A 22,495-nucleotide genomic window follows, 5' to 3' on the forward strand; every position below is an offset into this window, starting at 1 on the left:
CCTAGATTACTAACCGGTGGGTCATTAATGGCCCGGTTCCTCTCTTCTTGGGTGTCTCATGACCGCCTCCGCCGCCTCACTCCGTGCCCGCAGCGCCGCCTGGCTGCTGCTTCCCGCCATATTTCTGGCCGGCTGTTCGCCGAAACCACCTGCCCAGGAGCCCGTGAGGGCGGTCAAGTTTGTGACCGTCGGCACCAGCGACTACGACGCCCAGCCCGAGTTCTCGGCCGAGGTGCGGGCGCGCGTGGAGTCGCGTCTGGGCTTCCGCGTCGCCGGAAAAATCACCAAGCGCCAGGCCGAGCTCGGCCAGCACGTGCAGGCCGGCCAAGTGCTGGCGCAGCTCGATCCGCAGGACTACCGCCTGGCCGCCGACGCCGCCCGCGCCCAGCAGGCCGCCGCGCAGACCAACCGCGACCTCGCGGCTGCCGACCTGAAGCGCTACACCGAACTGCGCTCGCAGAACTTCATCAGCGGCGCCGAACTGGAACGTCGCGAAACCACCTGGAAGGCCGCGCAGGCGCAGCTCGAACAGGCGCAGGCGCAGCTCGCTTCGCAAGGCAACCAGGCCAGCTACACGACGCTGGTGGCCGATGTGGCGGGTGTCATCACCGCCATCGAGGCCGAGCCGGGCCAGGTGGTGCAGGCCGGCACGCCGGTCGTGCGCATCGCCCAGGACGGCGCGCGCGATGTGGTGTTCGCGGTGCCCGAAGACCGCGCCGCGCTGATCAAGCCCGGCTCGCCGGTCGCGGTGCGCGGCTGGTCCGGCGGCGAGGTGCTGCAGGGCAAGGTGCGTGAGGTGGCGGCCAGTGCCGACGCGGTCACGCGCACCTACTCGGTCAAGGTGTCGATCGATGCCGCGACCTCGCCGGCACTCGGCGCCACGGTCTACGCAAGGCCGCAGGCCCTGGCGCGCACCGACGTTGCGGTGATCAAGCTGCCGACCAGCGCGTTGCGCCAGGAAGGCAAGGGCTCGGCAGTATGGGTGCTCGACAAGGACAGCATGACCGTGCGCTCGCAGCCGGTGCAGGTGGTCACGGCCGACGGCAACGAAGCGGTGATCGGCTCGGGCCTGGCGCCCGGCATGATGGTCGTGGCCGCGGGCGTGCACGTGCTGTCGCCGGGGCAGAAGGTCACGGTCTACCAGTCGAAGGAGGCCATGGCGGCCGCCGCCAACGGCCAGCAGCAGGCGCAGGCGCAGCAGCAGGCCGTCGAGGCCGTGGCCGCGACGAAGAAGGAGATCGCAACGGGTGCCGCCAAATGACGGAAGGCCCTGCGACCCCCGAGAACCCTGAAACTCCCGGACACAAACCCGCCGGCTTCAATCTTTCCAAATGGGCGCTGGACCACGGGCCGCTCACGCGCTACCTGATGGTGGTGTTGATGGTGCTGGGCGCCTTCGCGTACTTCCAGCTCGGCCAGGACGAAGACCCGCCGTTCACCTTCCGCGCGATGGTCGTGCGCACCTACTGGCCCGGCGCGACCGCGCAGCAGGTGGCCGAGCAGGTCACCGACAAGATCGAGCGCACGCTGCAGGAAGCGCCGTACGCCGACAAGATCCGCAGCTATTCGAAGCCCGGTGAGTCGCAGATCATTTTCCAGATCAAGGATTCGTCGAAGGCCGCCGAGGTGGCCAACGTCTGGTACACGGTGCGCAAGAAGGTCGGCGACATGCGCGGCACCTTGCCCGCGGGTGTGCAGGGGCCGTTCTTCAATGACGATTTCGGCGACGTCTACGGCGTGATCTACGCGCTGGAGAGCGAAGGCTTCAGTTACGCCGAACTCAAGACGCTGGCCGACGACGTGCGCCAGCAATTGCTGCGCGTGAAGGACGTGGCCAAGGTCGACCAGTTCGGCGTGCAGGACGAAAAAGTCTTCATCGAGATTTCGCAGAAGCGCCTGGCCCAGTTGGGCCTCGACTTCAACGCCGTGCTGGCACAGCTCGGCTCGCAGAACGCGGTGGAAAGCGCCGGCACGATCCAGTCACCGCTCGACGTGGTGCAGGTGCGCGTGGGCGGCCAGTTCACCAGTGTCGAGCAGCTGCGCGAGATGCCGATCCGCGGCAGCTCGGGCAACCAGATCAAGCTCGGCGACATCGCCGAGATTCGCCGCGGCTATGTCGATCCGCCGGCCGTCAAGGTGCACCACCAGGGCAAGGAAGTGATCGCGCTCGGCGTGTCGATGACCAAGGGCGGCGACATCATCGCGCTGGGCAAGGCGCTGAAGGCCACCACCGCCACCATCGGCCAGCGCCTGCCGGCCGGCGTGAAGCTGGCGCAGGTGCAGGACCAGCCGGTGTCGGTGGCCAGCTCGGTCAACGAATTCGTCGGCGTGCTCATCGAGGCCGTGGCCATCGTGCTGGCCGTGAGCATCATCGCGCTCGGCCTGCACAAGGGCGGGCGCTTCGGCTGGTACATCGACATGCGCCCGGGCCTGGTGGTGGCGATCACCATTCCGCTGGTGCTGGCCGTGACCTTCCTGGCCATGAACTACTTCGGCATCGGGCTGCACAAGATATCGCTGGGGTCGCTGATCATCGCGCTCGGCCTTTTGGTCGACGACGCGATCATCGCGGTCGAGATGATGGTGCGGAAGATGGAAGAGGGCTACGACAAGGTGCGCGCCGCCACCTTCGCCTACGACGTGACGGCCAAGCCGATGCTCACGGGCACGCTCATCACGGCGGCAGGCTTTTTGCCGATCGGCATCGCCAAGTCGGTGACGGGCGAGTACACCTTCGCGATTTTTGCGGTGACGGTGATCGCGCTGGTGCTGTCGTGGATCGTGTCGGTGTACTTCGTGCCGTACCTGGGCACGCTGCTGCTCAAGGTGAAGCCGCACGACCCCGACGCGCCGCCGCACGAGCTGTTCGACACCCCGTTCTACAACGGCTTTCGCCGCGCGGTGAACTGGTGCGTGCAGCACCGCTGGCTGACCATCGGCGCCACCGTGCTGATCTTCGCGCTCGGCATCTTCGGCATGGGCAAGGTGCAGCAGCAGTTCTTCCCCGATTCGAGCCGGCCCGAGATCATGGTGGACCTCTGGTTCCCCGAAGGCACCTCGTTCGCGGCCAACGAAGAGGTGGCCAAGCGCGTCGAGCAGCGCGTGATGAAGGAAGAGGGCGTGAAGACCGTCAGCACCTGGATCGGATCGGGCGTGCCGCGCTTCTACCTGCCGCTCGACCAGGTCTTTCCGCAGACGAACGTGTCGCAGCTCATCGTGCTGGCGCAGGACCTGAAGGTGCGCGAGCGACTGCGCCTGCGCCTGCCCGCACTGCTGGCCGAAGAATTCCCCGAGGTGCGCGGCCGCGTGAAGCTGTTGCCCAACGGCCCGCCGGTGCCGTACCCGGTGCAGTTCCGCGTGATCGGCACCGAGCCCGCCCAGCTGCGCGCCCGCGCCGACGAGGTGAAGGCCGTGCTGCGCGGGAGCGCCAACATGCGCGGCGTGAACGACAACTGGAACGAGTCGGTCAAGGTGATCCGCCTCGAGATCGACCAGGCCAAGGCGCGTGCGCTCGGCGTGACCAGCCAGGCCATCGCGCAGGCCTCGCGCACCATGTTCAGTGGCACCACGGTCGGCCAGTACCGCGAGAACGACCAGCTGATCGACATCGTGCTGCGCCAGTCGGCCGACGAGCGCGAGGCCATCTCGGACATCGGCAACGCCTACATCCCGACGACCACGGGCCGTTCGATCCCGCTCACACAGATCGCCCGGCCGGTGTTCACCTGGGAGCCCGGTGTGATGTGGCGCGAGAACCGCGACTACGCGATCACCGTGCAGGGCGACGTGGTGGAAGGCCTGCAGGGCGCCACCGTGACCGAACAGCTGCTGCCCAAGCTGCGAGAGCTCGAAGCCGGCTGGCATGCAGCCGGGCAGGGCGGCTACCGCATCGAGGTGGCGGGCGCGGTCGAGGAAAGCAGCAAGGGCTCGGCCTCCATCGTGGCGGGCGTGCCGATCATGCTGTTCCTGGTGTTCACGCTGCTGATGCTGCAGCTGCACAGCTTCAGCCGCTCGCTGCTGGTGTTCATCACCGGCCCGATGGGCATCGCCGGCGTGGCCGCCGCGCTGCTGCTGCTGAACCGGCCTTTCGGCTTCGTGGCGCTGCTCGGTGTGATCGCGCTGATGGGCATGATCCAGCGCAACGCCGTGATCCTGATCGACCAGATCGAGAGCGACCGCGCGGCCGGCGTGCCGGCCTGGGACGCGATCGTCGAATCGGCCGTGCGGCGCCTGCGGCCCATCGTGCTGACCGCTGCGGCGGCGGTGCTGGCGATGATTCCGCTGTCGCGCAGCGTGTTCTGGGGGCCGATGGCCGTGGCCATCATGGGCGGGCTGATCGTGGCCACCGTGCTGACGCTGCTGGCGCTGCCGGCGATGTATGCCGCGGCCTTCCGCATCAAGCGGGAGCCGCAAGCGGCCTGAAAAGGCGCTTTCCACGGGCCGTTTTCGCGCGGTCCGTAGCCCTTGCGCGAGCGTGGGTGAAATCCCCGAAAGGGGGAAGCCGGAAGGCCCCCATTCTTGCGTTTAAAATGCGCGGTTGACCGATTTCAGGCGGACGGTCTTGGGCCAGCGGGTTTTCCTGCAGCGCCGAGGCCGTCCGCCTTTGCATTCACCTGAAATTTGGCATCGCGCGGGTGGCGAAATTGGTAGACGCACCAGGTTTAGGTCCTGACGTTCGCAAGAACGTGCCGGTTCGAGTCCGGCCCCGCGCACCAGCCACACCCCTCACAAGGAAGACACCATGACCGTGAACGTTGAAACTCTCGAGAAGCTCGAACGCAAGATCACGCTGACCCTGCCGGTCGGCACCATCCAGAACGAAGTCGATTCGCGCCTCAAGAAGCTCGCGCGCACCGTCAAGATGGACGGCTTCCGTCCCGGCAAGGTGCCGATGAACGTCGTGGCCCAGCGCTACGGCTACTCGGTGCACTACGAAGTCATGAACGACAAGGTCGGTGAGGCCTTCTCGCAAGCCGCGAACGAAGCCAAGCTGCGCGTCGCCGGCCAGCCCCGCATCACCGAGAAGGAAGAGTCGCCCGAAGGCCAGCTCGCCTTCGACGCGGTCTTCGAAGTGTTCCCCGAAGTCAAGATCAACGACCTGTCGGGCGCTGAAGTCGAGAAGCTGTCGGCCGAAGTCGGCGACGAAGCCATCGACAAGACCCTGGACATCCTGCGCAAGCAGCGCCGTACCTTCGCCCAGCGCGCCCAAGACGCCGTGGCCGAAGACAACGACCGCGTGACGGTCGACTTCGAAGGCAAGATCGACGGCGAGCCCTTCCAGGGCGGCAAGGCCGAAGACTTCCAGTTCGTCGTCGGCGAAGGCCAGATGCTCAAGGAATTCGAAGACGCCGTGCGCGGCATGAAGTCCGGCGACAGCCGCACCTTCCCGCTGTCGTTCCCGGCCGATTACCACGGCAAGGACGTGGCCGGCAAGCAAGCCGACTTCATGGTCACCGTGAAGAAGATCGAAGCGTCGCACCTGCCCGAAGTCAACGAACAGCTCGCCAAGTCGCTCGGCATCGCCGAAGCCACCGTGGAAGGCCTGCGCGCCGACATCAAGCGCAACCTCGAACGCGAAGTGAAGTTCCGCCTGCTGGCCCGCAACAAGAACGCCGTCATGGACGCGCTGGTGGCCAACGCCGAACTCGACCTGCCGAACGCCAGCGTGCAGTCGGAAGTCGCCCGCATGATCGAAGGCGCCCGCGCCGAGCTCAAGCAGCGCGGCATCAAGGACGCCGACAAGGCCCCGATCCCCGAAGAAGTGTTCCGCCCGCAAGCCGAGCGCCGCGTGCGCCTGGGCCTCGTGGTGGCCGAGCTGGTGCGTGCCAACGAACTGCAGGCCAAGCCCGAGCAGATCAAGGCCCACATCGACGAGCTGGCCGCCAGCTACGAGAAGCCGCAAGACGTCGTGCGTTGGTACTTCAGCGACAACAACCGCCTGGCGGAAGTCGAAGCCGTGGTCATCGAGAACAACGTGACCGACTTCGTGCTGGCCAAGGCCAAGGTCAACGAAAAGTCGGTGTCGTTCGACGAACTGATGGCGCAGCAGCAGTAAGCTGGTTTCCGTCGCTGCATGCAGCAACGCCGATGGGGCTTGTGCTTTGCGGCACGAGCCCCATTTCACTCAGGCGTACAGTTCAATCAGAGCGAACGAATCCATTTTCCGGAGAGCAAATTCATGAGCGCACAGGAAATTCAAGGCCTCGGCATGATCCCGATGGTCGTCGAGCAGTCGGGCCGCGGCGAGCGGTCGTATGACATCTACTCGCGTCTTCTCAAGGAGCGCATCATCTTCCTGGTGGGCGAGGTCAACGACCAGACCGCCAACCTCGTGGTGGCCCAGCTGCTGTTTCTCGAGAGCGAGAACCCGGACAAGGACATTTCGTTCTACATCAACTCCCCGGGCGGCAGCGTGAGCGCCGGCATGGCGATCTACGACACCATGCAGTTCATCAAGCCATCGGTGTCGACGATGTGCCTGGGCTTCGCGGCCAGCATGGGCGCCTTCCTGCTGGCGGCCGGCGAGAAGGGCAAGCGTTTCTCGCTGCCCAACTCGAAGATCATGATCCACCAGGTGCTGGGCGGCGCACGCGGCCAGGCCACCGACATCGAAATCCATGCGCGCGACATCCTGCGCACCAAGGACCAGATGAACCGGATCCTGGCCGAACGCACCGGCCAGCCGCTAGAAAAGGTCAAGTCGGACACCGAGCGAGACTATTTCCTCACGGCCGACGAGGCCAAGGATTACGGCCTGGTCGACCAGGTCGTCGCCCAGCGCGGTTAAAGCCGCCCGGCGCCTCGGGCGCCCAAAAGGCAAAAACGGCGTTTTCCACACGGGAAACGCCGTTTTTGTTTAGTTATCATTGTCCATACCCTGTCACGAGGCAAAAGTCCATGGCCGAAAAAAAAGGCACCTCCAGCGAAAAAACGCTTTATTGCTCGTTCTGCGGCAAGAGCCAGCATGAGGTCAAGAAGCTGATCGCGGGCCCTTCGGTCTTCATCTGCGACGAATGCATCGACCTGTGCAACGAGATCATCCGTGACGAGCTGCCGGCCGGTGAGGAAGCGCGCGACGCGCGCAGCGACCTGCCCACGCCGCTGGAGATCAAGACCAACCTCGACAACTACGTGATCGGCCAGGAGCCGGCCAAGCGCATGCTGTCGGTGGCCGTCTACAACCACTACAAGCGCCTGCGCCACAAGGAAAAGAACACCAAGGGCGACGAGGTCGAGCTCAGCAAGAGCAACATCCTGCTGATCGGCCCCACGGGTTCGGGCAAGACGCTGCTGGCGCAAACGCTTGCGCGCATGCTCGACGTTCCCTTCGTGATGGCCGACGCCACCACGCTGACCGAAGCCGGCTACGTGGGCGAGGACGTCGAGAACATCATTCAGAAGCTGCTGCAAAGCTGCAACTACGAGGTCGAGCGCGCCCAGCGCGGCATCGTCTACATCGACGAAATCGACAAGATCTCGCGCAAGTCCGACAACCCCTCGATCACGCGCGACGTGTCGGGCGAGGGCGTGCAGCAGGCCCTGCTGAAGCTCATCGAAGGCACCATGGCCAGCGTGCCGCCGCAGGGCGGACGCAAGCACCCGAATCAAGACTTTTTGCAGATCGACACGACCAACATCCTGTTCATCTGCGGCGGCGCCTTTTCGGGCCTCGAGAAGGTCATCGAAAACCGCACCGAGGCCTCGGGTATCGGCTTCGGCGCCGCGGTCAAGAGCAAGGCCCAGCGCAGCATCACCGAGGTGTTCCGCGAAGTTGAGCCTGAAGACCTGATCAAGTTCGGCCTGATCCCCGAACTCGTGGGCCGCATGCCCGTGGTGGCGTCGCTGGCCGAGCTGAGCGAAGACGCGCTGGTGCAGATCCTGACCGAGCCCAAGAATGCGGTGGTGAAGCAGTTCACCAAGCTGCTGCAAATGGAAGGCGTGGACCTCGAAATCCGTCCCGCGGCGCTCAAGGCGATCGCACGCAAGGCGCTGGCCCGCAAGACCGGCGCGCGCGGCCTGCGCTCGATCCTTGAACAGTCGCTGATCGACACCATGTTCGAATTGCCGAACGCGACCAATGTCGACAAGGTGGTGGTCGAGGAATCGACCATCGACGAAAACAAGCCCCCGCTGCTCGTGTACCGCGAAACGGCGAAAAAGGCCTAAAGGACAAGGACGCTCATGTCTGGTCATACCCCATTGCCCCCCGAAGCCCTCGACCTGCCGCTGCTGCCGCTGCGCGACGTCGTGGTGTTTCCCCACATGGTGATCCCGCTCTTCGTGGGTCGCCCGAAGAGCATCAAGGCGCTCGAGCTGGCGATGGAAGCCGAACGCCGCATCATGCTGGTAGCCCAGAAGGCCGCCGCCAAGGACGAGCCCTCGGTCGAGGACATGTTCGAGGTCGGCTGCGTCTCGACCATCCTGCAGATGCTCAAGCTGCCCGACGGCACCGTGAAGGTGCTGGTCGAAGGCCAACAGCGCGCCCGCGTCAACCGCATCGATGACGGCGAAACCCATTTCTCGGCCAACGTGACGCCCGTCGAGGCGCTCGAAGGCGGCGAGAAGGGCACCGAGGTCGAGGCGCTGCGCCGCGCCGTGATGCAGCAGTTCGACCAGTACGTCAAACTGAACAAGAAAATCCCGCCCGAGATCCTGACCTCGATCTCGAGCATCGACGACGCCGGCCGCCTGGCCGACACCATCGCCGCCCATCTGCCGCTCAAGCTCGACAACAAGCAGGCGGTGCTCGACCTCGACGACGTCAAGGCGCGCCTGGAAAACCTGTTCGGTCAGCTCGAGCGCGAAGTCGACATCCTGAACGTCGACAAGAAGATCCGTGGCCGCGTGAAGCGCCAGATGGAGAAGAACCAGCGCGACTTCTACCTCAATGAGCAGGTCAAGGCCATCCAGAAGGAGCTCGGCGAAGGCGAAGAGGGCGCGGACATCGAGGAGATCGAGAAGAAGATCAAGCTCGCCAAGATGTCCAAGGAAGGCCTCAAGAAGGCCGAGGGCGAGCTCAAGAAGCTCAAGCTCATGTCGCCCATGTCGGCCGAAGCCACGGTGGTGCGCAACTACATCGACGTGCTCATCGCCCTGCCGTGGAGCAAGAAGACCAAGATCAAGCACGACCTGGCCAATGCCGAGGCCGTACTCAATGCCGACCACTACGGCCTCGAGAAGGTCAAGGACCGCATCCTTGAATATCTTGCGGTGCAGCAGCGCGTCGACAAGGTGAAGGCACCCATCCTGTGCCTCGTGGGTCCACCGGGTGTCGGCAAGACCTCGCTGGGGCAGTCGATCGCCAAGGCGACCGGCCGCAAGTACACGCGCATGGCGCTGGGCGGCATGCGCGACGAAGCCGAGATCCGCGGCCACCGCCGCACCTACATCGGCGCGCTGCCGGGCAAGGTGCTGCAAGGCCTGAGCAAGATCGGCACGCGCAATCCGCTGTTCCTGCTCGACGAAATCGACAAGCTGGGCACGGACTTCCGTGGCGATCCTTCGAGCGCGCTGCTCGAAGTGCTCGACCCCGAGCAGAACCACACCTTCGGCGACCACTACGTGGAAGTCGACTTCGACCTGAGCGACGTCATGTTCGTCGCCACGTCGAACTCGATGAACATTCCGCCGGCGCTGCTGGACCGCATGGAAGTCATCCGCCTCTCGGGCTACACCGAGGACGAGAAGACCAACATCGCGATCAAGTACCTGCTGCCCAAGCAGCTGAAGAACAACGGCGTGAAGGACGACGAACTGGCCGTCACCGAATCCGCCGTGCGCGACATCGTGCGCTACTACACGCGTGAAGCCGGCGTGCGTTCGCTCGAGCGCGAGCTCTCCAAGATCTGCCGCAAGGTGGTGAAGGGCCTGCTGCTCAAGCAACTGACGCCCAAGGTCACGGTCGACGGTGAGAACCTCAACGAGTTCCTCGGCGTGCGCAAGTACAGCTTCGGCCTGGCCGAGAAGCAGAACCAGGTCGGCCAGGTGGTCGGCCTCGCGTGGACCGAGGTCGGCGGCGACCTGCTGACGATCGAGGCGGTCACCATGCCCGGCAAGGGCGTGATCAGCCGCACGGGTTCGCTCGGCGACGTGATGAAGGAATCGGTCGAGGCCGCACGCACCGTGGTGCGCAGCCGCTCGCGCCGCCTGGGCATCAAGGACGAGGTGTTCGAGAAGCGCGACATCCACATCCACGTGCCCGATGGCGCGACGCCCAAGGACGGCCCGAGCGCGGGCGCGGCGATGACGACGGCCTTCGTGTCGGCGCTCACGGGCATCCCGGTGCGTGCCGACGTCGCGATGACCGGCGAGATCACGCTGCGCGGCGAGGTCACGGCCATCGGCGGCCTGAAGGAAAAGCTGCTGGCCGCATTGCGCGGCGGCATCAAGACCGTGCTGATCCCCGAAGAGAACGCCAAGGACCTGCAGGACATTCCCGAGAACGTGAAGAACGGCCTCGAGATCGTCCCGGTGAAGTGGATCGACAAGGTGCTCGAGATCGCACTTGAGAAGATGCCCGAGCCGCTGTCCGACGAAGAAGTGGCCGCATCGGCTGCTGCGGTTGCCGAACTGGCCAAGCAGCGTGCCGGGGCGCCGGCTTCCGAAGGCTCGGTCAAGCATTGATCGATTGATTGCAGAACTTGTGAAGCCTCAAAAAACTGGTATATAATTTGAGGCTCGAAACGCGGGAATAGCTCAGTTGGTAGAGCGCAACCTTGCCAAGGTTGAGGTCGAGAGTTCGAGACTCTTTTCCCGCTCCAGTTTTTGAAAAAGGGAAGCAACCAGCTTCCCTTTTTTTCGCAGTTCGATTTCGTTATTCAGCGTGGCGCGATAGCAAAGCGGTTATGCAACGGATTGCAAATCCGTGTAGCCCGGTTCGACTCCGGGTCGCGCCTCCACCCTCTCGTCAGACCGATCGGCTCCGATACACAAGCCCCGCCAACCGACGTTGCCGGGGCTTGTTTCATTTGGGTTATCGTCGATGTTCAACCTGTGGCCCGGATGGTGAAATTGGTAGACACATCGGACTTAAAATCCGCCGCTTCCTTGATCGGGGCATACGGGTTCGACCCCCGTTCCGGGTACCACCATATTTACAAGGGAGTATTTGATGCCTCGCTACAACGCTCCATTTGAGATCCATGTGCATGGCGATGTGCCGCTGCGCTCGGACGCGAGCTTCGAGCAAATCCAGGAGGCTTTGAAGCCGCTCTGGAAATACGCGGGCGCCAAATCGCTGGCCGACGGTGCCACCAGCACCTACGAAGAAGAGCCGGGCATCCGCTTCGAGCAAAAAGACCACACGCTGCAGATCTGCTGGACCGTGCCGGGCGACGAAGACTTCCGCCAGGCGCTCGACGAGATGTGCATGGCCCTGAACGAACTCTCCGAACGCGGCGCCGCGATCGAAGTCACCTTCTACGACACCGATTTCGATGAAGAAGAGGGCGACCCCGACGAAGAGTCGCGCGACGACTTCCTGATGCTGTTCGTGGGTCCCAACCCGGCCGCGATCATGCAGGTGCAGCGCGACCTGCTGGTCGAAGACGTGGTCAACCTCATGGAACGCCACTTCGACGGCGCCGAGCTGGGCGGCGTGGTCTCCGAAATCGATCGCCTCTTCAGCGACCGTTTCGACGCACTCGTGAACTCGCTCGAAATCGGCAAGCGTCCGCGCGGTGCCGGTGGCGCGGGCGGCGGCAGCGGCGGTGGTGGTCACGGCGGTGGCCGTCGTCCGCGCCACCTGCACTGATCCGCTCACTTCCCGCCCAGTTTTAAGGCCGCATGGCCCTGTTCCCAGCCTCCGCGTTGCGCCCCGGCGTGCGCAAGCGTGAGGTGTTCGGCTGGGCGATGTACGACTTCGCGAACTCGGGCTACACCACGGTCGTGATCACGGCGGTGTTCGCCGCCTACTTCGTCGGTGGCATCGCCAAGGGCGCGCCATGGGCCACCTTTGCGTGGACTGCGGCCCTGAGCACCTCGTACGCCATCGTGATGCTCACGATGCCCGCCATCGGCGCCTGGGCCGACCTGCACGGCGCCAAGAAGCGCGTGCTGGTCATGACGACCACAGGCTGCGTGCTCGCCACCGCGGCGCTCGCGCTCACGCCGGGCTTTGCGGGCGGCGCGATGGGCGTTGCGCTCGCGATGGCCCTGGTGATCGTCTCCAACGCTTTCTATTCCTACGGCGAGTCGCTGACCGGCGCCTTCCTGCCTGAGCTGGCGACAGCCGAAGGCATGGGCAAGGTGAGCGGCTGGGGCTGGGCCTTTGGCTATGTCGGCGGCATGCTGGCGCTGGGGCTGTGCCTGGCCTACGTGCTGTGGTCGCAGGCCCGCGGGCTGCCGGCGGCGCACTTCGTGCCGGTCACGATGCTGATCACGGCGGCCATCTACGGCGCCGCCGCCTGCGCGACCTTCGCGCTGCTGCCCGAACGCGCCGTGCCGCAGGCGAGCCGTGGCCAGGACAGCGCCTGGAAGCAGCTGCGCGCCACCTTCCAGCAGGCCCGCGCCTACCGCGACTTCATGTGGCTGCTGGTCTGCACCGTCTGCTACCAGGGCGGCGTGGCGGTGGCGATCACGCTGGCCGCGATCTACGCGGAGCAGGTGATCGGCTTCGTCGCGAGCGAGACGATGGTGCTCATCTTCGTGCTCAACCTCGCGGCCGCGCTTGGCGCCTTCAGCTTCGGCTACGTGCAGGACCGCATCGGCCACAAGGTGTCGCTGGCTGCGACGCTGCTCGCGTGGATCGCGGTGTGCGTGATCGCCGCGTGGGTCACGACCAAGGGCGGCTTTTGGTGGGCCGCCGCCATCGCGGGGCTGGCGATGGGCTCGAGCCAGTCGGCCGGGCGCGCGATGACGGGCTACCTGGCGCCGCCGCAGCAACTCGCCGAGTTCTTCGGGCTCTGGACCTTCGCCACGCGCCTGGCCAGCATCATCGGCCCGCTGAGCTTCGGTGCCATCACCTGGGCCACCGGCGGCAACCAGCGCATCGCCATCCTCTCGACCGCCGTGCTGTTCATCGGCGGGCTGTTGCTGCTGCTGCCGATCGACATGCAGCGCGGCCGCAAGGCCGCACTGCAGGCGCGCTAGTCAACGTTCAAGGCAGCTTGTCGCCGAACAGGCTGTCGCGCGTGAGCGGGTAGCCGGCTGCCGGTGCGTAGCTCTGGACCCAGTTGGCCGGATTTTTCACGCGTGCCGCGAAGGCCGCCAGGTCCGAGCGATCCAGCGAGCCGATGTAGATCGTGTTGGTCTGGTTGAGCGGATCGACCGTGAAGCTGAACGCCGTGCCCGCCGTCGTGAGCGCATCGGGAATGCTGCCCGCGGCGCCGCCGAGCGTGATGCTCGCGAGGTAGTTGCCGACCGCCGTGATCTTTCCGGCCTTGCCTTCGCCCAGGCCCTCGATGGTGCCGCCCGCGATCGCGTAGACCGTCTCCGCCTTGCCGATGCCGCCCGGGGAGCCGAGCGTGAAGCCCTGGTCCGCGATCGGGCTGCCCACGACGTCGGTCTGGATCGTCACGATGGTGCCGGCCGGCAGGTTCTGGTTCGCGGTCCAGAAGTAGGCCGTTTCGTTGGTGATGTCGGTGAACTCGCGCTTTTCATCTGCCTCTTTCCGGCGGTCGCGGTCGGTGAACAGCACCTGCGTGCCGCCATTCACCGCCTTCAGCAGCACGAACGCATAGGCGTCGGGTGCTTCGGCGTTGGCGGCCATGAAGAGCAGGTCGCCGGCTGCCAGCGGCGTGGGCACGCCGGCCGTCGTGAAGCCCAGCGTCGTCGTGTCGTTGATGCCCGCGAAGGCGTTGCCGGCGGCGTCGGTGATGGCGTTGGCATCGACCGTGACGTAGTAGCCGGCGTTCATCGCGAGCTTGGCCGTCGGCACCAGCGTCAGCACGTTGAACGCCACCTGCACGCGCGCGGCGGGGCTGTTGGCGTGGAAGGTCTCGACCACGGTGCCGTCGGCCGCGTGCAGCACGATGCGCCCGGACCCGAGGCGCACGGCCTCGTTGAACGACAGGATGATCGAGGTGTCGAGGTTGACGCCCACGCGGCCGGCCGGCGGCGACGCCTTCTTCAGCTTCGGTGCGGCGGTGTCGGCCCATGGGGCGCTCAGGCGCACGACGAAGCCGTCGAACTTCTGCTCGGCGGCGGGCAGGTCCTTCGAGGCTGTCTTACCGTCCCACTTCGTGTCGCCGTTGTCCAGCAGCAGCTGCACTTGCGTGCCGGCCTTCACCGGGCCCGGCACTTCCACGATGGACTCGAAGCTGCCGCCCGTTTCCTTGCGCAGCGCGTCGAGGTCGTTCGACAGTTCGACCGGCGCGTTGTTCGGGTTGCCGTCCCAGGTGAACAGCGCGAAGTTGCGGTCGACCTCCGGCACCGCGGCGCCTGCCGGGCCTGCAACGATCAGGTAGTTGCCGTCGGTGCCCTTGTCGATCGAGCGAATGCCGCGGCCTCCCAGCTCCAGTTCGATGGGTGCGCCGAAGACGGCTTGCGTGGCGGTGCCGGCCATCAGCGCGGTGTGGTTCTGCAGCGGCACGATCAGCGCCTTGGCGCGCACCGAGGCGCCGGTCTGCGGCGCGCGGAAACCCAGCCACAGGGCGGTGTCGCCCGGCGCGCTGGTCAGGCCTTCGATCGAGAAGCCGTCGATGCGCTCCGGCACGATGCCGGCAGCGGCCGACACGGCAAAGCCGAAGTGGTTGGCGCCGAGCCCGTGGGCGTTGTTCTTGTCCCAGGCGATGAGCTGCGCTTCGAGCAGCGAGAACTGGCCCACATAGTCGAACGTGGTGGCCGCGCCCGTCCCGCCGACCTTCACTGCGAAGAGGTGCGAACGGTCAGCCGCCGCGTCGCCGCCGTCTTTCTTGTTGCTGTTGGAGCCGGTGAAGTACAGCGTGTCGCCGATGCGTGTGCCGGCTTCGAGGTCGAGTTCCTTGGCGAGCTTGGGGCCTTCGTCCTTGTAGCTCCATTCCTTCACTGCGGCGCCGCCGGCGCGCGGGTACACACGCAGCACGTTCGCTTCGTCGTCTGCCACGAGCATGAAGCCGTCGGGCAGGGCGATGGCGGTCGATGCGTCGGAGGAGCCCTCGGTGCTGTCTGCCTTGGGCGCGAACTGGGCCTTCGAGACGAGTTGGTCGGGTTCGGGCTGCACCACGGCGGGCGTGGTCGGCGGGTTGGCCGTGGGCGGGAAGAACCCGTTGAAGCCGCCACCGTCACTGCCGCCGCCGCCGCAGGCAGCGAGCAACAACGAGAGGGCGCCGGCGAGCAGCATGGGTTGGAAGGGAATGCGGGACGGGAGGGAAAGCGAACTCATGGTGCGTAGCCGTTCTTGGGAACAAACCGCGCATGCTGTTACTTTCGTATGACGGGTCCGTGAAAGCCCCGCCGGGTTTCAAGTGCCCGTCAGGGCATCTGCTGTAGCGACTTCGGCACCTTGTAGCGCTCGCCGTCGTAGCGCAGCGTCACGGTGCTGAACTTCGCGGGCAGCGCCTTCTCGACGCAGCCCTGGTCTTCCTGTTCCTGCGCGCGGCTTTGCACCAGCGTGCGCGACAGCTGCAGGTCGGCAAAGCCGTTGCTCGTCGTGCGGGCGACCGACAGCATGGTGCGCAGCTTCTCGAAGTGGCCGGTGCAGGTGGCGTCCCAGCCGCCGTTGTCGTGGTCGAGCTCGACCTCCTGCAGCACCTGCTGCAGCTTGTTGCCGCGCTGCACGTACAGGCGCACGGTCTCGCTGGCCTGCGGGCCTGAGCTCGGGCTGTTGCCGCGGTAGCGCACGCGCAGGCCGAAGGCGCGCGTGTCGGGCGACAGCACGTAGCGCGAGGTGTCGACGCGGATCTCCTGGATCGCGTTGGTGGCGTCTTCGTCGAGCGCCTCGGGCAGGAAGATCCGCCCGATCACCGTGTCGCGGTCGGTGTTGCCGTTGTCGGGCCGCTGGATCAGCAGCAGCGCCAGATCGAAGACCTTGGCGCCCTTGTCGGTGGTCTCGCGCGGCATCGGCAGCACCACGATGCTGCGGCCGGGAAACGCCGGCCAGACCTTGCACGCGGCAAGCCGTTCGTCGAGCGGTTGCCTGGGATAGAGCTTGGCATGCATGCGCTCGGCCAGCCCGCTTTCGCAGGCGGCGTGGCTCAGGCCGACGGCCGAAGCCAGGCCCAGAAGGAGCAGTGCATGACGCAGGAAGAAGAGGGCGCGCATTGCCGGTCGTGAGGTCAGGCGGCGGCGTTCGCCGCAGGCACCGCGGCGCTTTGCGTGCGTGCGGGGAGCCAACGCGTGGCGGCGGCTTCGAGCACCGCCAGGACGCCGCTGCTCTCGAGGACCAGCCCGCCTTCGCTGTTGTCATCTGCCAATCGGCTGAGCGACGTCAGCACGCGGCGGGTCTGCTGCGCGACCGGTGCACCGGTGTCGATGAAGCGCAGCGTCGACGGTGCGTGGCGCTGCAGTTCGTCTTTCACGAGCGGGTAGTGCGTGCAACCGAGCACCACGGTGTCGACCTGGCCCGGGCCGTCACCGAAGGGGCCGGCCTCCGCCATGTAGCGCGCGCACAGCACGGCGATGGTGGGGCTGTCGAAGCCTTCGATGGCCTTCACGAGGCCGTCGCACGGCACGGGCCGCACGGTCGTCGTGCCTGCAAAGGAATCGCGCAGCGCCGCATACCGGGCGCTGGCCAGCGTGCCGCGCGTGGCCAGCACCGCGATGTGGCCGGTGCGGCTCGTCGCCACGGCGGGCTTGAGCGCCGGCTCCAGACCCACGATGGGCAGGGCGGGGAATTCGGCGCGCAGCACATGGATCGCCGCCGTGGTGGCCGTGTTGCAGGCCACCACCAGCGCCTTGATGCCGTGCGCGCGCAGCAGGTGTTCGACCACCTGACGCGAGTGCGCGATGACGTAGGCGTCGCCGCGCTCGCCATACGGCGCATTCGCGGTGTCGGCGAAGTAGACGAAGCGTTCGGTCGGCAGCTCGGCCTGCAGCGCGGCGAGCGTGCTCAGCCCCCCGACGCCGCTGTCGAACACGCCGACCGGGTTCAAGCGACTTCCAGCGGAATGGTCTTGAACTCGCCGCTGGCAATGCGCTTTTGCCACTCGGCCGGGCCGGTGATGTGCGCGCTGGTGCCGCCGGCATCGACCGCCACCGTCACGGGCATGTCGACCACGTCGAATTCGTAGATGGCTTCCATGCCCAGGTCCGCAAAGCCCACGACCTTGGCGGTCTTGATGGCCTTGCTCACGAGGTAGGCGGCGCCGCCCACGGCCATGAGGTAGGCGCTCTTGTGCTTCTTGATCGCCTCGATGGCGACCGGGCCGCGCTCGGCCTTGCCGATCATGGCGATCAGGCCGGTCTGGGCCAGCATCATCTCGGTGAAGCCGTCCATGCGCGTGGCGGTGGTCGGGCCGGCGGGGCCCACGGCTTCGTTGCCGACCGGATCGACCGGGCCGACGTAGTAGATGACGCGGTTCGTGAAATCGACCGGCAGCTTCTCGCCCTTGGCCAGCATGTCCTGGATGCGCTTGTGCGCGGCGTCGCGGCCGGTGAGCATCTTGCCGTTCAGCAGGATCGTGTCGCCCGGCTTCCAGCTCGCGACTTCGGCGGGCGTGAGCTTGTTCAGGTCGACGCGCTTGCTCTTCTTTTCGTCGGGTGCCCAGTTCACGTCGGGCCACAGGTCGAGCGACGGCGGATCGAGGTAGACCGGGCCGCTGCCGTCCATCACGAAGTGCGCGTGGCGCGTGGCGGCGCAGTTGGGGATCATTGCCACGGGCTTGCTGGCCGCGTGCGTCGGGTACATCTTGATCTTGACGTCGAGCACGGTGGCCAGGCCGCCCAGGCCCTGCGCGCCGATGCCCAGGGCATTGACCTTCTCGAACAGCTCCAGGCGCAGCGCCTCGACCTTGCTCAGCTCGGCGCCCGAGGCGGCCTTGGCCTGCAGCTCGTGCATGTCCAGGTCGTCCATCAGGCTTTCCTTGGCCATGAGCGCGGCCTTCTCGGCGGTGCCGCCGATGCCGATGCCCAGCATGCCGGGCGGGCACCAGCCGGCGCCCATGGTCGGCACGGTCTTGAGCACCCAGTCGACCACGCTGTCGCCGGGGTTCAGCATGACCAGCTTGCTCTTGTTCTCGCTGCCGCCGCCCTTGGCGGCCACCGTCACTTCGACGGTGTTGCCGGGCACGATCTCGGTGAAGATCACCGCGGGCGTGTTGTCCTTGGTGTTCTTGCGATCGAACTGCGGGTCGCCCACGACCGAGGCGCGCAGCGTGTTGTCGGGGTGGTTGTAGCCGCGGCGCACGCCTTCGTTGATGGCGTCGTCCAGCGAACCGGTGAAGCCGCCCCAGCGCACGTCCATGCCGACCTTGAGGAACACGTTGACGATGCCGGTGTCCTGGCAGATCGGGCGGTGGCCCGTGGCGCTCATCTTGCTGTTGGTCAGGATCTGCGCAATGGCGTCCTTGGCGGCGGGACTCTGCTCGCGCTCGTAGGCCTTGGCCAGGTGGGCAATGTAGTCCGCGGGGTGGTAGTAGCTGATGTACTGGAGCGCGGCGCTGATCGATTCGATCAGGTCGGCCTGCTGGATCGTGGTCGTCATGGTGGGGAGTCTTATTGGAGGGGGAACGCCCTCGATTATCTCAGCCACCAATACCGCAGGCCGGCGCCGGGCGAAAGGGCGCCGGCGCGGGTGTGAGTCGGTGTTACCGGGCGGCGGCGCGCGCCTCGGCAATCCATCCGTCGAACGTTGCCTGGTGCACCCGAATCCACCCGTCGGTGTGGCGTGTCACGTCCTGCATGCTGTTCGCGCCTTCGCTCATGCGCAGGTTCTGCGCGTTGATGTCGGCGATCGGCAGCTTCATCACTTCGAACAGGCGGCCGGCGGCGGGGTTCTTCTCGATGAAGGCCCGGTTGGCGACGATGCGCTGCTGGTTGGCCAGGAAGCCGTAGTTGCGGCCGTTGGGCAGCCGGGTGTCGACCTGGGCACCAGCCTGCGTGGGCGAGAAGGGCACCTGCAGCCAGACCACGTCGGCGCCCGGACGGAGCACGGCGCTGACCCAGTAGGGCGTCCACGTGTAGTACAGGATCGGCTTGTCCTGCTTGAAGCGCGCGATGGTGTCGGCCATGAGCGCGGCATAGCTGCCCTGCTTGTGGGTCATGCTGTCGCGCAGCTGGTAGGCGCTCAGGTGGCCCTCGATGGCCAGCTCGCAGCCCCAGCCGGGGTTGCAGCCGGTGAGGTCGGCCTTGCCGTCGCCGTCGGCATCGAACAGCTTCGCGATGGCCGGGTCCTTCAGCTGCGCGAGGTTGGTGATGTTGTATTGCTCGGCGGTCTTGCGGTCGATCAGGTAGCCCTGCACCGCGCCGTCGGAGTACACGCCCTGGTGCCACAGCTTGGCGTCGCCGCCGCTGTTCTTGTAGAAGTCGGCGTGCAGCAGGCTCCAGTGGTTGGCCATGAAGGTGGCGTCGCCGTTGGCAATCGCCAGGTGCTCGGTGGCGGGCTCGAGGTCTTTCATCGGCTCGACCTTGTAGCCGAGCTTCTCGAGCGCGCGCATCACCAGCAGCGTCTGAAAGGCTTCCTCGGCGAGCGAACTTTTCAGCGGCTGCACGGTGACGCCCTGGCCGGGCAGGTCGTTGGCGGCCTGCGCAACCGAACCGAAGGCGACGAAGCCCAGCGCCAGGAGGCTGCGGGCGAAGAAGAGGCGGGTGGTCTTCATGCGTGGATGTCCTCCGTGACGGTCAGTGCGCTTGCGTGGAAAGGGTAGGCACGGCGTCGTCGGCGTACGAGCCGCGCGAGGGCGTACCCACGAGGCGCTGCAGCGTGCGCAGCGCAAGGCCGGCCGGCCCCGTGTACCACCAGCGATGGCCGGCGCTGCGGCGCGACTTGCCCATGGCCTGCGTCAGGCGGTCCAGCGTGATCGCCAGCAGCACGATGCCCAGGCCGCCGACGGTGGCCAGGCCCATGTCGAGCCGGCCGATGCCGCGCAACACCATCTGGCCCAGGCCGCCCACGGCGATCATCGAGGCGATCACCACCATCGACAGCGACAGCATCAGCGCCTGGTTGATGCCCGCCATGATCGATGGCATGGCCAGCGGCAGCTTCACCTTCAGCAGCATCTGCCAGGGCGAGGCACCGTAGGCACGCGCGGCTTCGATGAGGTCGGGCCGCACCTGGCGCAGGCCGAGGTTGGTCAGGCGCACCAGCGGGGCGAGTGCGAAGACGATCGTCACGATCACGCCCGGCACGTTGCCGATGCCGAACAGCATCACCACCGGCACGAGGTACACGAAGGCCGGCGTGGTCTGCATCGCGTCGAGCACCGGGCGCATCACGCGCTGGGCGCGGTCGTTGCTGGCCAGCAGCACGCCCAGCGGCAGGCCGATGACCATGCAGAACACCAGCGAGGTCAGCACCAGCGACAGCGTGACCATGGCCTCGGGCCAGATGCCGAGCATGGTCACCAGCATCAGCGACACGACGGTGCCGATGGCCAGCGCGCGGCCGGCGAACTGCCAGGCGAGCAGGCCGATGATCGCAATCATCGGCAGCGCGGGCAGGGCGGTGAGCAGGCCCTGCACCGAGTTGAGCGTGCTGTCGATGGGCAGGCGCACGGTCTGGAAGAAGGGGCGGAAATGCTCGACCACCCAGCCCAGGCCCTGGTTGATCCAGGCCTCGACGGGCAGCGAGCCGTCCCACAGACGGTGCAATGCGAAGCCGCCGGTGGCGGTGTCGGCCTGCCCGGCGAGGGCGTGTGCGGTGTTCGCCGGCGCATCGAGCCAGGCGCTGGCGGTCGAGGTGTCAGGCGCGGCCGAGATCGCTTCCCACGGGTCGAGGGCGGGGGGCGCGGCGGGCGTGTTCAGGACGGGTGCGTCCATCAGGGGCGCGTTCAGGTCGGAAGGCAATGTGGTGTCGTTCATCGTTCAAGGTCCTTCGTGAATTCAGTGCGGCTCGGCGGCGAGTGCGGGGGCGGCGTGCGGCGAGACGGGTTCGATCGGCGGCGTGTCGCGGTCGAGGAACTTGAGCAGCGTCGTCTTGCTGATCGCACCGCAGAAGCGGCCATCGCTGGCCACCACCGGCAGGGCGCACGGCGCCTGCGCGAGCTGGCCGATGAGGCCGGCCACGGGGGCTTCGGCGTCGATGCGCGGCAGCTCGTCGAGGAAGGCGTGGTGCAGTCCGAGCGGGCCCGAATGCCCGTCGAGCGCACCGCGCAGCGTGTCGGCCGAGACCACGCCCAGAAAGCGCTTGGTCGGGCTGGTCACGTAGGCGAAGTCACGGTCCTGGTCTTCGAGCAGCTTGAGCGCCGCGTGCGCGCCGCGCTCGGGGTGCTCGCACACCACGGTGAGCGACTTGCGTGCGATGTCCGCCGCCTTGAACACCGCCGCCGCGTCCACGCCGCGCACGAAGCTGCGCACGTAGTCGTCGGCCGGCCTGCGCAGAATCTCGTCGGGCGTGCCGACCTGGATCACGTGGCCGTCCTTCATGATCGCGATGCGGTCGCCGATGCGCATGGCTTCGTCCAGGTCGTGCGAGATGAACACGATGGTGCGGCGCTGCACCTGCTGCAGCCGCAGCAGCTCCGACTGCATCTCGGTGCGGATGATCGGGTCGAGCGCCGAAAAGGCCTCGTCCATCAGCAGGATCGACGGATCGGACGCCAGCGCGCGCGCCAGGCCCACGCGCTGCTGCATGCCGCCCGAGAGTTCGTCGGGGTAGCTGTCGCCCCAGCCCGAAAGGCCCACCTGCGCCAGCGCGAGGTCGGCCTGCGCGAGGCGGTCTTTCTTGCGCGTGCCCGACAGCTCGAGGCCGAAGGCGGTGTTCTCGCGCACCGTCATGTGCGGCATCAGCGCGAACGACTGGAACACCATGCTGATGTCCTTGCGGCGCAGCGCGCGCAGCTTGCTGTCGGAGTGCTCGTTGATGTCGGCGCCGTCGATCACGATGCGCCCGGCGGTCGGCTCGATCAGCCGGTTGAGCAGCCGCACCAGCGTCGACTTGCCCGAGCCCGACAGGCCCATGATCACGAAGATCTCGCCGGCCTGGATCTCGAAGGTGGCATCGAACACGCCGATCGACTGGCCGGTTTGCGCCAGGATTTCCTTTTTCGAAAAACCTTGGCGGACCAGCTCCAGGGCTTGTTCGGGCGAATCGCCGAACACCTTGAAGACATGGTCGATGAGAATTCCTTTGGCCATATGCCGGGGCTCCTTGAGTGAAGGGTGGACACAGCACCGCCCCGGAGGACGGCAACGGCCACGCCATCAGCCCGATGAGGGAGCTGCCCGACAGCGCGCATGAAGATTGCGCATGCGCATGCAATGGCCCGGCGAGCCCCGAGGGCTGCCGACAGGCACTGAAAACGACGTGGCGACGAAGCCAGTGCCCGCCGGATGCTTCATTCGCAGACAACGGGCCTGGTCGAGGGGCGCCGCCTGGATGAGCGTGACGTGGCAATGGGGCCGGAAAAAGATCCGGCCGGTTTGCCGGGCTGGGCCCGGCGTGGAGGGCCTTGCACCGCGACGGGATTCACAGATCCGC

The 22,495-nt window shown here is 66.5% G+C and carries 15 protein-coding genes and 4 tRNA genes; 12 read left to right on the top strand and 7 right to left on the bottom strand.

Going from position 1 to position 22,495, the window contains the following annotated elements; translation table 11 throughout:
- Positions 1–58: 58 nt before the first annotated feature.
- The 12 genes from CY658_RS25915 to CY658_RS25970 all read left to right on the top strand — a co-directional run bounded on the left by CY658_RS25915 (position 59) and on the right by CY658_RS25970 (position 13,089).
- Positions 59–1,261 (top strand): efflux RND transporter periplasmic adaptor subunit, encoded by a 1,203-nt coding sequence (locus tag CY658_RS25915; RefSeq protein WP_101492928.1) that lies wholly within the window; start codon positions 59–61, stop codon positions 1,259–1,261.
- Positions 1,258–4,422 carry an efflux RND transporter permease subunit gene (locus CY658_RS25920; RefSeq protein WP_101492929.1) on the top strand — a complete coding sequence of 1,055 codons (3,165 nt, stop codon included), beginning with the start codon at positions 1,258–1,260 and terminating at the stop codon, positions 4,420–4,422. Before CY658_RS25915 ends, CY658_RS25920 begins: the two co-directional genes overlap by 4 nt.
- Positions 4,423–4,628: 206 nt before the next feature.
- A tRNA-Leu gene (locus tag CY658_RS25925) sits at positions 4,629–4,715 on the top strand.
- A gap of 26 nt (positions 4,716–4,741) precedes the next feature.
- Complete coding sequence (gene tig / locus CY658_RS25930; RefSeq protein WP_101492930.1) at positions 4,742–6,055, top strand: trigger factor; 1,314 nt, start codon at positions 4,742–4,744, stop codon at positions 6,053–6,055.
- 123 nt (positions 6,056–6,178) lie between these two features.
- The gene (gene clpP, locus CY658_RS25935) at positions 6,179–6,787 is read left to right on the top strand and encodes an ATP-dependent Clp endopeptidase proteolytic subunit ClpP (RefSeq protein WP_095745077.1); all 609 of its coding nucleotides are present in this window, start codon (positions 6,179–6,181) and stop codon (positions 6,785–6,787) included.
- A gap of 110 nt (positions 6,788–6,897) precedes the next feature.
- Positions 6,898–8,166, top strand: a complete 1,269-nt coding sequence (gene clpX / locus CY658_RS25940; protein WP_099796720.1) for an ATP-dependent Clp protease ATP-binding subunit ClpX — start codon at positions 6,898–6,900, stop codon at positions 8,164–8,166.
- A gap of 15 nt (positions 8,167–8,181) precedes the next feature.
- Positions 8,182–10,623 (top strand): endopeptidase La, encoded by a 2,442-nt coding sequence (gene lon / locus CY658_RS25945; RefSeq protein WP_101492931.1) that lies wholly within the window; start codon positions 8,182–8,184, stop codon positions 10,621–10,623.
- A gap of 61 nt (positions 10,624–10,684) precedes the next feature.
- Positions 10,685–10,760 (top strand) — tRNA-Gly (locus tag CY658_RS25950).
- Between the two features lie 64 nt (positions 10,761–10,824).
- Positions 10,825–10,898: transfer RNA gene (locus CY658_RS25955), tRNA-Cys, on the top strand.
- A gap of 97 nt (positions 10,899–10,995) precedes the next feature.
- Positions 10,996–11,087 (top strand) — tRNA-Leu (locus CY658_RS25960).
- Positions 11,088–11,110: 23 nt separating this feature from the next.
- The gene (locus tag CY658_RS25965; RefSeq protein WP_101492932.1) at positions 11,111–11,752 is read left to right on the top strand and encodes a DUF6806 family protein; all 642 of its coding nucleotides are present in this window, start codon (positions 11,111–11,113) and stop codon (positions 11,750–11,752) included.
- 32 nt (positions 11,753–11,784) lie between these two features.
- Positions 11,785–13,089 carry an MFS transporter gene (locus tag CY658_RS25970; protein WP_101492933.1) on the top strand — a complete coding sequence of 435 codons (1,305 nt, stop codon included), beginning with the start codon at positions 11,785–11,787 and terminating at the stop codon, positions 13,087–13,089.
- A gap of 7 nt (positions 13,090–13,096) precedes the next feature.
- Here the strand turns inward: CY658_RS25970 and CY658_RS25975 are convergent, their stop codons facing one another.
- The 7 genes from CY658_RS25975 to proV form a co-directional block, all read right to left on the bottom strand.
- On the bottom strand, positions 13,097–15,301 hold the full coding sequence (locus CY658_RS25975) for an Ig-like domain-containing protein (RefSeq protein WP_101492934.1): 2,205 nt from the start codon (positions 15,299–15,301) through the stop codon (positions 13,097–13,099).
- Positions 15,302–15,390: 89 nt separating this feature from the next.
- Complete coding sequence (locus CY658_RS25980) at positions 15,391–16,179, bottom strand: hypothetical protein (RefSeq protein WP_101492935.1); 789 nt, start codon at positions 16,177–16,179, stop codon at positions 15,391–15,393.
- A 14-nt stretch (positions 16,180–16,193) separates the two neighbouring features.
- A complete protein-coding gene (murI, locus tag CY658_RS25985) occupies positions 16,194–17,009 on the bottom strand; it encodes a glutamate racemase (protein ID WP_101492936.1) in 816 nt (271 codons plus the stop codon).
- Positions 17,006–18,559: a fumarate hydratase gene (locus tag CY658_RS25990; RefSeq protein ID WP_101492937.1), complete on the bottom strand. Its 1,554-nt coding sequence runs from the start codon at positions 18,557–18,559 to the stop codon at positions 17,006–17,008. The genes murI and CY658_RS25990 overlap by 4 nt, the downstream gene beginning before the upstream one ends.
- A gap of 103 nt (positions 18,560–18,662) precedes the next feature.
- The gene (gene proX, locus CY658_RS25995) at positions 18,663–19,673 is read right to left on the bottom strand and encodes a glycine betaine/L-proline ABC transporter substrate-binding protein ProX (protein WP_101492938.1); all 1,011 of its coding nucleotides are present in this window, start codon (positions 19,671–19,673) and stop codon (positions 18,663–18,665) included.
- 22 nt (positions 19,674–19,695) lie between these two features.
- The gene (gene proW, locus CY658_RS26000) at positions 19,696–20,877 is read right to left on the bottom strand and encodes a glycine betaine/L-proline ABC transporter permease ProW (RefSeq protein WP_101492939.1); all 1,182 of its coding nucleotides are present in this window, start codon (positions 20,875–20,877) and stop codon (positions 19,696–19,698) included.
- A 21-nt stretch (positions 20,878–20,898) separates the two neighbouring features.
- Positions 20,899–22,152 carry a glycine betaine/L-proline ABC transporter ATP-binding protein ProV gene (gene proV, locus CY658_RS26005; RefSeq protein WP_101492940.1) on the bottom strand — a complete coding sequence of 418 codons (1,254 nt, stop codon included), beginning with the start codon at positions 22,150–22,152 and terminating at the stop codon, positions 20,899–20,901.
- Between the last annotated feature and the right edge of the window lie 343 nt (positions 22,153–22,495).

The sequence above is a fragment of the Variovorax sp. RO1 genome (genome assembly GCF_002849325.1).
Lineage (GTDB): Bacteria > Pseudomonadota > Gammaproteobacteria > Burkholderiales > Burkholderiaceae_C > Variovorax.

What these genes read in the sequence shown, in the direction of transcription:
- CY658_RS25915 (WP_101492928.1), top strand. Translation starts at nt 59, where the DNA reads ATGACCGCCTCCGCCGCCTCACTCCGTGCCCGCAGCGCCGCCTGGCTG.
- CY658_RS25920 (WP_101492929.1), top strand. Translation starts at nt 1,258, where the DNA reads ATGACGGAAGGCCCTGCGACCCCCGAGAACCCTGAAACTCCCGGACAC.
- tig (WP_101492930.1), top strand. Translation starts at nt 4,742, where the DNA reads ATGACCGTGAACGTTGAAACTCTCGAGAAGCTCGAACGCAAGATCACG.
- clpP (WP_095745077.1), top strand. Translation starts at nt 6,179, where the DNA reads ATGAGCGCACAGGAAATTCAAGGCCTCGGCATGATCCCGATGGTCGTC.
- clpX (WP_099796720.1), top strand. Translation starts at nt 6,898, where the DNA reads ATGGCCGAAAAAAAAGGCACCTCCAGCGAAAAAACGCTTTATTGCTCG.
- lon (WP_101492931.1), top strand. Translation starts at nt 8,182, where the DNA reads ATGTCTGGTCATACCCCATTGCCCCCCGAAGCCCTCGACCTGCCGCTG.
- CY658_RS25965 (WP_101492932.1), top strand. Translation starts at nt 11,111, where the DNA reads ATGCCTCGCTACAACGCTCCATTTGAGATCCATGTGCATGGCGATGTG.
- CY658_RS25970 (WP_101492933.1), top strand. Translation starts at nt 11,785, where the DNA reads ATGGCCCTGTTCCCAGCCTCCGCGTTGCGCCCCGGCGTGCGCAAGCGT.
- CY658_RS25975 (WP_101492934.1), bottom strand. Translation starts at nt 15,301, where the DNA reads ATGAGTTCGCTTTCCCTCCCGTCCCGCATTCCCTTCCAACCCATGCTG.
- CY658_RS25980 (WP_101492935.1), bottom strand. Translation starts at nt 16,179, where the DNA reads ATGCGCGCCCTCTTCTTCCTGCGTCATGCACTGCTCCTTCTGGGCCTG.
- CY658_RS25990 (WP_101492937.1), bottom strand. Translation starts at nt 18,559, where the DNA reads ATGACGACCACGATCCAGCAGGCCGACCTGATCGAATCGATCAGCGCC.
- proX (WP_101492938.1), bottom strand. Translation starts at nt 19,673, where the DNA reads ATGAAGACCACCCGCCTCTTCTTCGCCCGCAGCCTCCTGGCGCTGGGC.
- proW (WP_101492939.1), bottom strand. Translation starts at nt 20,877, where the DNA reads ATGAACGACACCACATTGCCTTCCGACCTGAACGCGCCCCTGATGGAC.
- proV (WP_101492940.1), bottom strand. Translation starts at nt 22,152, where the DNA reads ATGGCCAAAGGAATTCTCATCGACCATGTCTTCAAGGTGTTCGGCGAT.